Here is a 14,114-nt window from a genome sequence, read left to right on the forward strand (position 1 = left end):
CTGTCGCGGGTCTCGGGCCGGACGGCCTCGATCCTCGCGCGCAGCACGCCGGCGTTGCGCAGGGGCGCGACCACGTCGAGGTAGTCGGCCGGCACGAGGGGCGTCGTCAACAGCTCGACGACGCGCCACGCGCCCGATCGCAGGGTCTGGGTTACCGCCATGCCACAAGCGTGCGGCGTTTCCGGGGTAAACGCCTGACCTGATCTACGTGAATCGGGCCGGCGTTATTGTTCGCAGCGAACAAGTGGAGGCGATTGTGAGTGATGCTCAATACTTCCGGCTGTCCGCGGAGGCGGTCGCGCCCCTGAAGCATGCCCTGCCCACGGTCGCCACGCAGACGGTTGAGGCGATCACCCAGGGGGTGCCCGCGTACGCGGAGGCGTTCAGCGGCCCGCTCGGCCCGCAGATCGAGAAGGCGGTCCGGGCGGCCCTGGGTACCTTCCTGAACCTGGTGTCCCGGCCGGCCCGCGCGGCCGCGGGCTCGCCGCTCACCCCGGCGCTCGAGGCCGCCTACGCGCTCGGCCGGGGCGAGGCGCGCAACGGCCGCAGCCTGGACGCCCTGCTCGGGGCGTACCGGCTCGGTGCCCGGGTGGCCTGGCGCGAACTGGCCGCGATCAGCGTCCGGGGCGGTGAGGACTCCGTGACGATCGCGCACTTCGCCGAGCTGGTCTTCGCCTACATCGACGAGCTGTCGGCGGCGAGCGTCGCCGGGCACGCCGACGAGCTGGCCACCTCCGGCCGGGCCCGCCGCCGGCACCTGGAACGGCTCGCCCAGGTGCTGCTGGCCGGCGAGCCCGAGCACGTGGCCACCGCGGCCACCGCGGCCGCCGAACGGGCGGAGTGGGCGCCGCCGCAGACCCTGACCGCCGTCCTGGTGCCCGAGCCCGCTGCCCGCGCGGCGCTGGAGCTGCTCGACGCCCGCACCCTCCAGGCGGCCGAGGGCGGCCCGGAGGAGACGTCGGTGCTGCTCGTCCCGGACGCGCACGGCGTTTCCCGGACCCACCTGATGCGGCTGCTGGCGGGCCGCGGCGCGATCGTCGGCCCGGCGCGGCCGTGGCTGCGGGTCCGGGAGTCGCTCGCCCGCGCCGTGCGCACCGCCCGGTTCGCGCCCGGCGACGGCGCGGCGGCGGTCGACACCGAGGATCACCTGGTCGCGCTCGTGCTGGGCGCCGACCCGCAGGCGCTGGCCGATCTGCGGGAGAAGGCCCTGGCGCCGCTCGCCGGTGAGCGCGCCCCGACGGCCGCCAAGCTCGCCGAGACGCTGCGCGGCTGGCTGCTGCACCACGGCCGCCGCGACGAGGTGGCGGCGGCGCTGTTCGTGCACCCACAGACCGTGCGCTACCGCATGACCCGGGTACGGGAGCTGTACGGCGATCGCCTCCGCGACCCGCAGTGGCTGCTGCTGCTCACCGTCGCCCTGGCATAGGGTCTGTCGCCTCTCATCGATACTCTTGACCGTCCCCGGCGGGAGCGACGAACGTGCCGGAGATGGAGCTGACTCGCCGTACCCTGCTCGGTGCCGCGGTCGCCGGCGGGGGAACGCTCGTGGCCGGTGCCGCCCCCGCGCGGGCCGCACCCCGCCGGACCGTGAAACCGCCGATGCTGCGCCCCGGTGACCGGGTACGCGTGATCGCCCCGGGCTATCCGCCGGACGCCCGCCTCGCGCGCGGCATCGAGATCCTCGAGGGTTTCGGCCTGATCGTCGAGGTCGGCGCCCACGTCGACGACCGGCACGGCTACCTGGCCGGCACCGACGACGACCGGCTGGCGGACCTCAACGCGGCCTTCACCGACCCGGGGGTCCGCGGCGTCTTCGCGGCCCGCGGCGGCTATGGCACCCAGCGGATAGTCGACCGGCTGGACCTCGGCGCCGTTCGTCGCGACCCGCGGGTCTTCGTGGGCTTCAGCGACCTCACCTCGCTGATGGGCCGCCTCTGGCAGGGCGCGCGGCTGGTGACCTTCTACGGCCCGATGGTGAACTGGACGGACGCCCGCACCGGCCCGGTGGAGATCGAGTCGCTGCGCCGGGCGATCATGACCACCGAACCGGCGGTGCTGACCCGCGACCCCGCCGAGCCGAGCGCCGCGGTGGTGGTACCCGGCACGGCGACCGGGCGGCTGCTCGGTGGCAACCTGACGATGCTGCAGACCGCCATCGGCACCCGTGACCTCCCCGACCTGGAGGGCGCGATCCTGCTCTTCGAGGACGTGGACGAGGCGGCGTACAGCTACGACCGGATGCTCACCCAGCTGCGCCGCGCGGGCGTGCTCGACCGGATCGCCGGCATCGCGATAGGCCAGTTCACCAGCGCCGCGAACTCCGGCACGTGGAGCGCGGCGACCGCGGTGCAGGACCGGGTCGGCGACCTGGGCGTACCCGTGCTGGGCGGGCTGCGGGTCGGACACGGCAACGGCCAGCTCACCGTGCCGCTCGGCGTGAAGGCCACGATGGACACGGCGGCGGGCACCCTGACCGTCGCGCCCGGTGTCACCGGTTGACGCGCGCGGCCCGCGCCGGGGCGCCGCCGCCGAACGGTCTCCGGAGGGTGAACCGGCGGCACCGGGCCTTGCCAGACGGGCAACGCGATGATCGAGTGGCTCGACCGGTTCGTCCGGGCCGCCGGCGCGGAACGACGGGTCAACGACGGGAGAAACACGGCATGGTCGACCAACCCACCGGACAGCTCATCGCGACCGCCGACGGCACCGACCTCGTCGTCAGCCGCACGTTCCGCTCGTCCATCGAGGACGTGTGGGCGAGCGTGACCGAGTCCGACCGCACCGCCCGGTGGTTCGGGCCGTGGGAGGGCGACGCCGCGCCCGGCCGCATGATCAGGATGCAGATGGCCTTCGAGGAACAGGCACCGTGGTTCGACGTGCGGATCGACGCGTGCGACCCGCCGCGGCGCCTGGCCCTGTCGATGAACGCCGAGTCCGGCAGCAGCCGGATCGAGCTGCTGCTGGCGCACGCCGATGGCCGGACCGAGCTCCGGCTCGTGCACCACCTCGAGGCCACCGACAAGCCCGGCGAGATGGGCCCGGGCTGGGAGTACTACCTGGACATGCTGGTGGCGTCCCGGGACGGCCTGCCAACCCGGAGCTTCGACGACTACTACCCGGCGATGAAGCCCTACTTCGAGGCGCTGCGTACCGGGACCGGTCCGCGCTGATCAGCCCGGCAGGTGGTCACCGCGCAGCCCCTCGCCGTCCGGACTCCTCCTGACCGCCGCCGCGACGAGCAGGGCCGGTGAGATCGCGCAGATCGCCATCGCGGCGACGGGATTGACGGTGTCGAAGCCGAGGTCGGGCCACGGCGCCAGTTTGGCGTAGAGCCCGACGAAGAGGCCCTCCTCCCAGGGGCGGCCCACCTGCTGGTTGAGCGGTAGGACGCCCAGGGTCAGCAGCGGGGCGCAGAGCCAGGCGGGGATGGCGGCGGCGAAGGACGCGACCCCGTCGCCCTCGGTGCGCCGGCTGATCCACCCGGCGACCAGCCAGCCGGTCAGGGCGCCGAGCAGCGCGCCGGCCGCCGTCATGCCCCAGAGCCACCAGGGCGCCGCGCGGGCGACGGTGAACCGGGCCGTCACCGACGGGTCGGCGACGCCACCCGGGGTGTCCGTGCCGGTCGCGTCGAAGAACTCCAGGACGAGGCCGTCGCGGGTAGCCCAGAAGGTCGCCTCGCGCACCGCGGTCTCGACCTCGTCGCCCGGAAAGGGCGCGCTGGTGCCGTCGAGCACGCTCGTGTCGAGGTCGTCGAGGCCCTGGTGCACCCGGATGCCGGAGCCGATGCGCCAGCCGTCGGCGACCAGGCGGTCGCGGACCCCGCTCGTGAAGGTCAGGTGGTCGAGCGTCGCGGGCGTCGGCGCCACCCGGTACTCGAGGAAGCCGTAGCGGGTGCCCTCGTGGTCCGGGTTGGGGATGAACGGCGGCATGTCGGCGCAGTGCTCGGAGTAGGTCAGCTCCGACCCGCTCTCGCAGCCCTCGACCGTCATGCCGGGGAAGACCGTCCGATCGATGCCCTGTGCCTGGACGACGCCGGTCAGGCTCGGCGCGAACTGCCAGCCCAGCACCGACATCGCGGCCGCGCCGAAGCAGCCGGCGACGAGGGCCGCGAGGGTGGCGAGCACGACGACGGCGCGTGACCTCGGCCGCCCGAGGCGGCCGCGCAGCCCGTGGCGGAGGACGTTCGCGGTCTCGCGCGCGGTCGGTCGCCGCCGGTCCGGAGGGGCGCAGTCGAGGAGGGTGATGAGCAGTTCCTCGCGGCGTGGGCCCCTGGGGTAGACGCGGACCAGCCGCCGGTAGCGGCGCTCGAGCGGCCCGTCCCCGGGGCGGGCCATGTCGCCCGTCATGCGCTCGCCATGGTCGCGGTCGCCGGCCCGAAGCCCTTGCGGGCGGCGAGCTGGACCCGGGCGGCCTCGGCGTTGGCGCGCAGCCGTGCCGCCTCGGCGTCGAGGGCCGCGGCACCCCGGTCGGTCAGGCGGTAGTAGCGCCGGGCCCGGCCGTCGACTATCTCCTCGCGGTCGAGCTCGACCAGGCCCTCGGCGCCGAGCCGGTCGAGGGCGGCGTAGAGCGTGCCCGCCTGTAGCCGCACCCGGTCGTCCGAGAGGCGCGCGGCCTCGCGGATGAGACCGTAGCCGTGGTGGGGCGCCGAGGCGAGGACGGTGAGGATCCAGAAGGTCGGCTCACGCATGGACGTAGTCACGACATGCAATATAGAGGTGATCTGACTATGTGGCCACCCCAGGGTGCCCGCCCCGCCAACCCCAGGGTGCCGCCCGGATCTCAGGGGGTCCGCAAATCCCTAACGTCATTCGGGTCCCATCGGCTCCCTCGGCAGGCGAGCGGGGCCAGGATCGTAGGGGAGGCGCGATCATGACGATCGACCAGTACGACGGCACCCGGGAGACCATCCGCGACGCGCTGTCGGGCGACACGCACGCCGCGGACAGGTTCGTGCGGCAGTTCGAGCGGCTGGTCTGGTGGACGGTGCGGTCCTTCCGGCTACCGGATGCGGACGCCGAGGACGTCGTGCAGAACACCTGGCTGCGGGTCTTCGAGCACCTCGACGAGGTGCGGGACCCGGACAAGGTCGGTTCCTGGGTGGCCACCATCGCCCGCCGGGAATGCCTCAAGCAGATGCGCGTCGGGCGGCGCGAGGTGCCCGGGCTGGAGCTGCGGGCCGAGCAGCTCGACGACCGGGGTCCGCACCCGGAGCGCGTCGCCGTCGACGCGCGGATGAACGACCTGCTCTGGCAGCACGTGAACTCGCTGCCGGGCCCGGCCCGCGACCTCGTGGTGACGCTGAGCGGCAACGACGCGCCCGCGTACGCCGATCTCGCCCGCCGCAAGGGCATCCCGATCGGCAGCATCGGGCCGACCCGGATGCGCTCGCTGCGCAAGCTCCGGGTCTCGCTCGAGGGCAACGGCCTCGGGGCGCACGCGTGGCACTGACAGCGAGCCCCTCAGGCCGTGACGGCGCCCGCGATGCCCGCGAGGTCGGTGCGGGAACGGATGTTCGTCTTGCGGTAGATGTTGCTCAGGTGGTATTCGATGGTCTTCTGGCTGAGGAACAGGGTGGCCGCCGCCTCGTGGTTGGTGGCACCCCGGGCCACCACGAGCGCCACCTGCAACTCCTGCGGGGTGAGCCGGGGCAGCGCGTCCGCGGACCGGCTGACCGTGGTGCCGGTGGCGCGCAGCTCACCTCGGGCCCGCTCGGCCCAGGGCTGCGCGCCGAGCCGGGTGAAGGTCTCCAGGGCGTCGTGCAGGTGCTTGCGCGCCTGTGCCCGCTGCCGCTGCCGGCGCAGCCGCTCGCCGTACGACAGCTCGGTGCGTGCCCGCTCGAACGGCATGAGGGCGCAGCCCAGCGACTCCAGCGCGACCTTGAACGCCCCGTCCATCTCCTCCGGTCCGGCCAGCAGCGCCCGGCACCGGGCCGCGGCCGCGTCGGCCCACATGCCGCCCGGGCGGGCCTGCTGGGCGTCGAGCAGCTCCCGCGCGGCGTCCGGCCGGCCGTCGCGGATGTACGCCTCCACGAGGTCGAACACCCACGGCACCACGGCCGGGTCCCGGATGTGCGCGGCCACGGGCAACGCGCGTACGGCCTCGAGATGGGTGATCGCCTCGCCCGCCTCGCCCTGGCTCAGGGCCAGCAGGCCCAGCTCGTGACCGGTGTAGAGCGCCATGCAGTCGACGCCGAGGCGCTCGGCCACCTCGACGGTCCGCTCGACCCGGCGGCGGCAGTCGTCGGCGCGCCCCTGCACCGCGTCGAGACGGCCGGTGAAGAACAACCCGTAGAGGTCCGCCTGGCGGGTCTCGCTCGCCAGCCGCAGGCTCTCCGCGGCGCTGGCCCGCGCGTCGTGCCAGCGACCGGTACGGAAGTGCAGCTCCGAGGAGATGCCGAGGGCCTGCGGCAGCACGCCGAGCGCGCCGGCGGACCGCGCGGCGGCGACGACCCGGTCGAGCAGCTCGGCGGCCTGGTCGAAACCCTCCAGCCAGATCCAGGTCAGCGCGGCGTGGCAGAGGTCCTGTGCGCGTACCAGGGGATCGGCCCGCATCAGGTCGGGGTGACATCGCCGCAGCAGCTCGTCCGCCGCCCGGCGCTCGCCCGCCAGGGTGAGGCCGCCGGCCAGCGCGACCGCGGCGACCAGCTGGGGCGCCCCGCCGGCCCGGGCGGCCAGCTCGTGGCCGCGGCGGACCACGGCCTGCAACTGCTCTATGTCGCCGACCATGAAGTACGGGATGCAGGCGTCGGAGTACATCAGCGCGGCCCGGCCGGGGTCGGCCTCCTCCACCTCCTCCGCGCTCGCGACCAGGAATTCCAGCACGCCGTCGGGGCGCTCGCGCCACATCCGGACGTAGGCGCTCATGTGGTGGATCAGGGCGCGCCGGCTCGGCTCGGTGGTCAGCGGCAGCGCCTCGTCGAGCAGCGAGAGCACCTGATCGTTGCGCCCGGCGAGCTGCCAGCAGCGCGCCGCGCGCAACAGCCGGCGGGCCCGGTCCGGGCCGCGGCTGAGGCGGGCGGCCTGCCCGAACGCGCGGGCCGCCGCCACATACCCGGCGCGGCTGCTGGCCCGCAGCGCCGCCTGCTGCAGCAACGTTGCCACGTCTTCATCGGGGGAGAGCGTTGCCGCGGCGAGGTGCCAGGCGCGGGCGTCGGCAGCCGCGTCGCCGGGTATGTCGGCGAGCGCGGCCGCCAGTGCATTGTGAGCGGCGCAGCGGTCGTCCATCGTGGCGGCGTGGTAGACCACCGAGCGCAGCAGCGGGTGCCGGAACTCGGTGCGGCGGTCGTCGATGGTGATCAGGTCCTGGGTCTCGGCCGGCGCGAAGTCGCGCAGGTGCAGCCCGGACGCCTCCGCCGCGAGCAGCAGGATCCCGGTGTCGCCGCCGACCGCGGCGGCGGCCAGCACCAGGGCGCGGCGGGTGTCGCCCGGCAGCTCGGCGAGCCGGGCCTGCAACGCCCGCTCGATCCGCGACCCCGGCGGCACGTACGGCGCGGTCACGCCGACGCCCGCCGGGTCGGGCTGCTCGCGGCTCAGCTCGATCACGCCGAGCGGGTTGCCGGCGGTCGCGGCGTGCAGCCGCGCGGCCGCTCCGGGCGGGGCGGCGGGCAGGGTGGCCCGGCACAGCTCGCCGACGTCGTCGACGGACAGGCCGGCCAGCGCCACGTGCGACGCGCGCAGGTCGGCGGCGTCGGCGGGGTTGCGCGTCGCGATCAGCAGCGCGATGCCGTCGGCGTGCAGGCGGCGGCCGGCGAAGAGCACCGCCTCCCGGGAGGAGGCGTCCAGCCACTGCAGATCGTCCACGACGATCAGCAGCGGGGAGGACTCGGCGGCGGCCGCCAGGATGCCGACGGTGGCGGCGCACACCGTGAACCGGTCGCCGGCCACGGGCGGCCCGAGAGCCAGCGCGCTGCGCAGCGCGGCGGCCTGCGGTGCGGGCAGCCCGGACAGTCCGTCGAGCGCCGGGCGCAGCAGGTCGGCCAGGCCGGCGAAGGGTATCTCCGACTCGTCCTCGTAACCGCGGGCGGTGAGCACGCGCATGCCGGTGGCGTTCTCGATCGCGTAGCCGATCAGAGTGGTCTTGCCGATGCCGGGCTCGCCGGTGATCACCAGCGCGTCGCTGCGGCCCGCTCGCGCACCTGTCAGAAGAGCGTCGATCAATGCACGTTCGGCGGTCCGTCCGAGCATCATCGGCCGAGTGTATTCCCGTGCCGGAGGCGCGTGGCTATCGCACCGAATCGGCGCAGCCGATCGGCTGATCTTTCCTGAAGGATCATCATCATGATCGAGACAACCGGTACGCCGTCCGTCGGCGAGCCGCGCGACGGCTCCTACCTGTCCCCGATCGGCGGCCGCGGAACACCGCTGACCGTACTCACCCCGATGCCGCGCCGCTGGACCGGGTTCCTGCGCGGCATCCTCTTCCTGCGTCACCTGATGGGCGCGCCGGGCGACCTCAAGCAGATGTCGTTCATCCACTTCGCGCACTGGTCGGTGATCTCCCGCTTCCCGGGCCAGCAGCGCCGCTCCCGGTACGCGTACCTGTTGTTCCGCAGCGACTTCAACGGCGCCTGGAGCAAGTACATCGACGCGTTCTCGATCAGGATCCCGAAGCGGATGGCGCTGATCTGGGGCTGGTCGTTCGGCTTCCCGGGGGCGCTGCCGCCGGGGCCGTTCCGCCGCTACATCGCCGCCAACGACCTGCCGGTCGGGCACTACTACTCCGCGTACCCGGACTCCGGCGTCACCGAGATCGCCGCCGCGCTGCGGGTCCGCGACGCGTTCGAGCGCCACATCGGCGACACCGCGCCGGAGGCGTTTCCGCAGGCGTGGCGCCGGTTCCTCGACGAGGTGCAGGAAGACCTGTACAGCTGGGAGGCAGGGTCATGAGTATCGGATACCGGACCGGAACCCGGTCCGTGACCGTCTTCGCCCGCATCGAGGACGGTCGCGCGGACGCGGTGCGCGAGCGGCTGCGTGCGTACGAGAAGGACAGTCCCTTCGCGAAGGTGCCCGGCGTCCACTTCGCCCGGCTGCTCGTGCTCGAGCACGCGGTGCGCCAGCAACGGCCGGCGGTCTGGCGCCGGCGGGCGCGGCTGCTCGACCTGGTCGCGCACTTCGGGCGGGGCCCGCGCCCGGACGACCTGCCGCACCCGTACCTGTTGATGACCGCGACGGTCGACGGTGAACCGGCGGACTTCTTCCGGCGGCTGCGCCACCTCGGCCCAGACGCCGACGCGGTCTGGGGCGACTGCACCGGCTACCCCCGGCACGACGAGGAGGGGCCGTTCGTCGGGTTCTTCGCCGAGCGCAGCGTGCGGGCGGACTACACCTTCGCCGGCGCGCCCGACGGCACCGTGACGGAGATCCGCGACGCGATCCTGCTCCGCCGCCAGCTCGCCGCGTTCGCCGCCACCGCGAGCGACGTCTCCGACGACGCCCTGCTGCGGCGCTTCCACACGGCCACCGAGGCGCCCGCGAGCAGGGCGACGGAACCGGCGCCGGCCGAGCTCGACCCGGCGGACGTGCAGGGGCTGGTGCTGCGCGGATACGGCGACCACGGCGTCGCGGCGCACCTGCACCTGCGGATCACCTCCGGACACCGGGCGCGGCGCTGGCTGGGCGCGGTGGCGTCCGAGGTGACGCCGGCCGCCCTGCCGGGCCGGCCGGACCGGGCCCTGCACGTGGGCATCAGCCACTCCGGACTGTCCCGGCTCGGTGTGCCGCAAGCGGACCTCACCGCGCTGCCCGAGGAGTTCCGCGAGGGCATGTACGCCCGCGAGGACCGGCTGTCGCCGGGGCGCGGCACCGAGCCCTGGCGCAGACCGTTCGCGGGCCCCGGCGCGGTCGACGTGGTCCTGCTGCTCTCCGCGACCGGCGACGCCGAGCTGGACCCGTGGCTCGAACGGCTGCGGCGCGACGTCGCGGACAGCGGCGGCGTGCGGGTCGTCGGCGAGCAGCGGGGCCGGCGGATGCCCGGCCCGGACGGCGACGGCCGGACCTTCGTCGAGCACTTCGGTTTCGCCGACGGGCTGTCCCAGCCGCGGGTCGCGGGCTACGGCAGGGACGGCTCCGGCGAGGTGCTGCCGGCCGGCGAGTTCGTGCTCGGTCTGCCCGACGTGGACGGTGACGTCGCCGGCCGCGACCTGCCGGCCGCGCTCATCCGCAACGGCAGCTTCCTGGTGTACCGCAAGCTCGAGCAGGACGTGCCCGCGTTCCGGGAGATGACCGAGGCCGCCGCCGGGCCGTTCGCCGACGGCGCGGACGGGGTCGCCGCCGGGCTGGTCGGCCGTCGGCGCGACGGCGCGATGCTCTCGCCGTGTCCCGCCGGGTCGCACGTGCGGCGGGCCAACCCGCGCGACTCGCTGCCCGGCGGCAGGGAGCTCACCCGCCGGCACCTGATGCTGCGCCGCGGCATCCCGTACGGGCCGTATTTGCCGCCGGGCGCGGCCGACGACGGTGCTGAGCGCGGGCTGCTCTTCCTCGCCCTCGTCGGCGACCTCGCCCGGCAGTTCGAGTTCGCCCAGACCGAGTGGCTCTCCGACGGCAACGTCTTCGGGCGCGGCGCCGAGCAGGACGTCTTCACCACGGCCGGCGGGCCCGGGGCCCGGATCCTGCTGGCGGGGGCGCCGCCCGCGTACGTGAGCGTGCCCCGGCCGCTGGTGACGTGCCGCGGCGGCGAGTACTTCCTGCTGCCCGGCCTCGCGGCGCTGCGCGCGCTGTGCGGACCGGACTGATCAGTTCCGGGCCCGGTGCCCGCTGCTCTCCCTGATCACCAGCGTGGTCGCCAGCTCGATCCGGTGGCTGTCCAGCCGTTCACCGTTTATCACCCGCAGCAGCATGCGGGCGGCCGCGACGCCCATCTCGCGGAGCGGCTGGCGCACGGTGGTCAGCGCCGGCGCCATCCACGGCGTGAAGCTCAGGTCGTCGAAGCCGACCACGCTGCACTGTTCGGGTATCCGAAGTCCGCGTTCCCGGGCGGCCGAGTAGACGCCGGTGGCCTGCTGATCGCTGCCCGCGAAGATCGCCGTCGGCGGCTCGGCCAGCGCGAAGAGCCGCCGGGCCGCCTCCAGCCCGCCGTCGTGGTGGAAGGCGGCGTAGCGGACCAGGTCGCGGTGGGCGCTCAGGCCGGCGGCCTCGAGCGCCGACCGGTAGCCGGCCACCCGGGCGCGGGTGCAGAGCAGCGACTCCGGGCCGCCGATCGCCGCGATCCGGGTGTGCCCGAGACCGATCAGGTGCTCGGTCGCCGCGAACCCGCCGGCGAAGTTGGTCGTGCCGACCGACGGCACGTCCGGCGGCGGCGCGGAGACCCCGTCGACCAGGACGAACGGCAGCGTCCGCCGGGCCAGCTCGGCGCGCTGCTCCTCGTCCAGATCGGAGAGGACCAGGATGGCGCCCTGCGACGCCCGGGACAGCAGCGACTGCAGCCAGCGCCGGGTCAGGCTGGCCCGGTTGTGTACGGCCGACACCGCGAGCGTGAGGCCGGCCTCCTCGGCCACCTGCTCGACACCGGTCAGTATCGCCAGGCCCCAGTGGCTGTCCAGGTCGTTGATGACCAGGTCGATGAACTCGCCGCGGCGGTTGCTCCGCCGCGGCGACCTCGGCCGCTGGTAGCCGTGCTCGGTGAGCAGCCGCTCGATGACGGCGCGGGTGTGCGCGGCGACGTCGCTGTGTCCGTTGAGGACCTTGGAAACGGTCGGCACGGAGACGTTCGCCTCGCGGGCGATCGTCGCCAGGGTGCAGCGTGCCACCGCGGCCACCTCCTCGGCTCGCCGGAAGCCACAGTCTGATCACCCGCCCCGGGGTTTCCAAGAAGTTTCGAAAGTTGTCAGGAGATATTTCGGACGCCGGCCGTCAGAACTCCTCGATGCGGCGGTCCTGATCGGGGCAGACGTTGTCGATGGCCATTTTGATCAACTTGTGCGCCGTCTCCTCGTCGGTGCCGAACCGCTCGGTACCGGCCACGATGGTGCCGGCGCCCTCGCCGGCCGCGAGGGAGGTGCACGCCTGCCCGGCGATCTCGGCGATCTCCTCGTCCCGGTGATCGACCGCCACCTCGGGCAGCCGGTTCTGCACCGCGGCGACGAACCCCGAGGTACCCGTCGCGACGGTCCGCGGCTTCGCGGCCCGGTGGCCGGAGCGTGGGCCGGGCGGCGTCGCGGGCTGCGAGCCGGACCGCGGTGCGGCCGTCGCGGTGGGCGCGGCCGCGGTGCGGCCGGCGGCGACCGCCGGGGCCGAGGGTGCGGGCGCCTCGCTGCTGATCGCCGGCGCCGGCACGGTCGCCGGCTTCGTGTCGGCGTCGTCGCCGCATCCGCTCAGCGCGACCAGCAGAACCGTCGCGACCAGCCATCTTTGCGCCATCATCCACCCCGCTCGTCCGAGTAGTGCGGGGCAGACCCTAGCCGGAGCGGGTGTGCGAAACGGCGGCTCGCCCACGGACGGCGGAAAGGACCCCCGGGCGGGTGAAGTCCGCCTACCGCCGGCGGCGCCGCCGGGGTGAGAGGATCACCGGATGCGCGAAGTGGTCGACGGAGTTTTCGAGCTGGATATCAGGTACGTCCACATGCACCTCGTGGTCACCGACGACGGGGTGGTACTCGTCGACACCGGGCTGCCCGGCAATTCCGCGAAGGTGGATCAGGCACTGCACGACATCCGTCGCAAGATCGGCGACGTGCGGACCGTGCTGCTCACCCACCATCATCCCGACCACACCGGCAACGTCGCCGACCTGCGCCGCCGCTCCGGCGCCCGGGTGGTCGCACACGCGGCCGACGCCCCGTTCATCACCGGCGAGGCCAAGGCGGTCATCCGGCACCCGGTCGTCAAGGTCGTCACCCGCCTCATGGGCGTACCCGAGGCGGCAACCGTCGACGACGTCGTCACCGTCGACGGCTCGTCGCCGCTCCCCGGCTTCACCGCCCTGCACACCCCCGGCCACACCGCCGGGCACCTCTCCTTCCTGCTGGACCGCGCCGGCGGCGTGCTCTTCGCCGGGGACGCCGCCGCCGGCAAGCGGGGCGGCCGGGTCGGCGCCTCGCCGAAGATGGTCTCGGTCGATCTCGCACAGGAGAAGAAGAGCGTCGCCCGCCTCGCCGACCTCGAGTTCGAGCACGCCGTCTTCGGGCACGGCGCCGCCGTCTCGGGCCGGGCCGTCGACCGCTTCCGCGAGTACGTCGTACAGCGAACTCACAGAGGGCTCCCGGGTAACTGACAATCCGGCGGGCGACAGTTGGTCCCATGACCGATCTGCTGAGCAGGCCCACGTACACCCCGGAACACACCGCCGCCCCGCCGCCGTTTCCCCCGCTGCCCCCGAACGCCGTCAGCCGCCGGGACGGCCGGCGCTGGCCGAGGCGGGTGGCCGGCGGTGCCGTCGTCCTCGCCCTGATCGCCGGTGGCGGCACGGCGGGCGGCGTGATCGCCGGGCGCTACGCCGCCGCAACGCCGGCCGCCCCGGCCGCCGCGACGGCGACCGGCACCCCGGCGGTCGCCGTCGGCGACGGACTGGCGGCCGTCGCCGCGAAGGTGTCGCCGAGCATCGTGACGGTGCTCATCGACGGCTCCGGCGGCTCGTCCCTCGGCTCCGGCGTCGTGATCACCGCGGACGGCCTCATCGTCACCAACAACCACGTGGTCGCGTCCGGCGGCACCGCCAGTGTGCGGCTCTCGGACGGCCGCACGGTGCCCGCCGAGGTCGTCGCGACCGACCCCGCACACGACCTCGCGCTCGTCCGGGCGTCCGGCCCGGAGGCGCTCACCCCGGCCACCTTCGGTACGAACGACAGCGTCGCCGTCGGCGACACCGTGCTCGCGTTCGGGGCACCGCTCGGCCTGGAGGGCACCGTCACGTCCGGCATCGTGTCCGCGCTCGACCGGGAGGTCGGCACCGGCGGGGAGAAGCTGACCGGCCTGCTGCAGACCGACGCCGCCATCAACCACGGCAACTCCGGCGGCGCGCTGGTCGACACCGCCGGCAACGTCATCGGCATCAACGTGGCCATCGCCACCGCGAGCGAAGACTCCGGCAGCGTCGGCCTCGGCTTCGCCATCCCGGCCGGCACCGTGACGAGCGTCGTGAAGCAGCTCGAGGCCGGGACCTCCCACTGATCGAGGGAG

At 74.2% G+C, this 14,114-nt stretch carries 13 protein-coding genes and 1 pseudogene; 8 read left to right on the forward strand and 6 right to left on the reverse strand.

Going from position 1 to position 14,114, the window contains the following annotated elements:
- A pseudogene (locus AB0B58_RS00005) lies at positions 1–161 on the reverse strand (ferredoxin reductase); the annotation flags it as partial.
- Positions 162–256: 95 nt separating this feature from the next.
- On the opposite strand from AB0B58_RS00005, the gene AB0B58_RS00010 reads away from it, so the two are divergent.
- The 3 genes from AB0B58_RS00010 to AB0B58_RS00020 all read left to right on the forward strand — a co-directional run bounded on the left by AB0B58_RS00010 (position 257) and on the right by AB0B58_RS00020 (position 3,170).
- Positions 257–1,426: a helix-turn-helix domain-containing protein gene (locus AB0B58_RS00010; RefSeq protein WP_360214759.1), complete on the forward strand. Its 1,170-nt coding sequence runs from the start codon at positions 257–259 to the stop codon at positions 1,424–1,426.
- Between the two features lie 173 nt (positions 1,427–1,599).
- Positions 1,600–2,499, forward strand: coding sequence for an LD-carboxypeptidase (locus AB0B58_RS00015; protein WP_360216191.1), 900 nt, complete (start codon positions 1,600–1,602; stop codon positions 2,497–2,499).
- Positions 2,500–2,660: 161 nt separating this feature from the next.
- Entirely contained in the window at positions 2,661–3,170 is a 510-nt protein-coding gene (locus AB0B58_RS00020; protein ID WP_360214762.1) for an SRPBCC family protein, read from the forward strand.
- Here the strand turns inward: AB0B58_RS00020 and AB0B58_RS00025 are convergent, their stop codons facing one another.
- Positions 3,171–4,346: a hypothetical protein gene (locus AB0B58_RS00025; protein ID WP_360214765.1), complete on the reverse strand. Its 1,176-nt coding sequence runs from the start codon at positions 4,344–4,346 to the stop codon at positions 3,171–3,173.
- A complete protein-coding gene (locus tag AB0B58_RS00030; RefSeq protein ID WP_360214768.1) occupies positions 4,343–4,699 on the reverse strand; it encodes a PadR family transcriptional regulator in 357 nt (118 codons plus the stop codon). The genes AB0B58_RS00025 and AB0B58_RS00030 overlap by 4 nt, the downstream gene beginning before the upstream one ends.
- Positions 4,700–4,869: 170 nt before the next feature.
- Between AB0B58_RS00030 and AB0B58_RS00035 the strand changes: the two genes are divergently transcribed.
- Positions 4,870–5,448, forward strand: coding sequence for a sigma-70 family RNA polymerase sigma factor (locus AB0B58_RS00035; protein WP_360214771.1), 579 nt, complete (start codon positions 4,870–4,872; stop codon positions 5,446–5,448).
- Positions 5,449–5,459: 11 nt separating this feature from the next.
- Here AB0B58_RS00035 and AB0B58_RS00040 read toward each other — a convergent pair whose 3' ends face one another.
- Positions 5,460–8,186, reverse strand: a complete 2,727-nt coding sequence (locus tag AB0B58_RS00040) for a LuxR family transcriptional regulator (protein ID WP_360214774.1) — start codon at positions 8,184–8,186, stop codon at positions 5,460–5,462.
- A gap of 90 nt (positions 8,187–8,276) precedes the next feature.
- Here AB0B58_RS00040 and AB0B58_RS00045 point away from each other — a divergent pair, with 90 nt between their 5' ends.
- Positions 8,277–8,885 carry a hypothetical protein gene (locus tag AB0B58_RS00045; RefSeq protein WP_360214777.1) on the forward strand — a complete coding sequence of 203 codons (609 nt, stop codon included), beginning with the start codon at positions 8,277–8,279 and terminating at the stop codon, positions 8,883–8,885.
- A complete protein-coding gene (locus AB0B58_RS00050; protein WP_360214780.1) occupies positions 8,882–10,732 on the forward strand; it encodes a hypothetical protein in 1,851 nt (616 codons plus the stop codon). The genes AB0B58_RS00045 and AB0B58_RS00050 overlap by 4 nt, the downstream gene beginning before the upstream one ends.
- On the opposite strand, the gene AB0B58_RS00055 is transcribed toward AB0B58_RS00050, so the two are convergent.
- Both AB0B58_RS00055 and AB0B58_RS00060 read right to left on the reverse strand, forming a co-directional pair.
- A complete protein-coding gene (locus AB0B58_RS00055) occupies positions 10,733–11,746 on the reverse strand; it encodes a LacI family DNA-binding transcriptional regulator (RefSeq protein WP_360214783.1) in 1,014 nt (337 codons plus the stop codon).
- Between the two features lie 103 nt (positions 11,747–11,849).
- Positions 11,850–12,359, reverse strand: coding sequence for a DUF732 domain-containing protein (locus AB0B58_RS00060; RefSeq protein WP_360214786.1), 510 nt, complete (start codon positions 12,357–12,359; stop codon positions 11,850–11,852).
- A gap of 148 nt (positions 12,360–12,507) precedes the next feature.
- On the opposite strand from AB0B58_RS00060, the gene AB0B58_RS00065 reads away from it, so the two are divergent.
- Together AB0B58_RS00065 and AB0B58_RS00070 are read left to right on the forward strand one after the other, a co-directional pair.
- A complete protein-coding gene (locus AB0B58_RS00065) occupies positions 12,508–13,209 on the forward strand; it encodes an MBL fold metallo-hydrolase (RefSeq protein ID WP_360214789.1) in 702 nt (233 codons plus the stop codon).
- A gap of 26 nt (positions 13,210–13,235) precedes the next feature.
- Complete coding sequence (locus AB0B58_RS00070; RefSeq protein WP_360214792.1) at positions 13,236–14,105, forward strand: trypsin-like peptidase domain-containing protein; 870 nt, start codon at positions 13,236–13,238, stop codon at positions 14,103–14,105.
- Positions 14,106–14,114 lie beyond the last annotated feature (9 nt).

The organism is Actinoplanes sp. NPDC049118, from assembly GCF_040648555.1.
Lineage (GTDB): Bacteria > Actinomycetota > Actinomycetes > Mycobacteriales > Micromonosporaceae > Actinoplanes.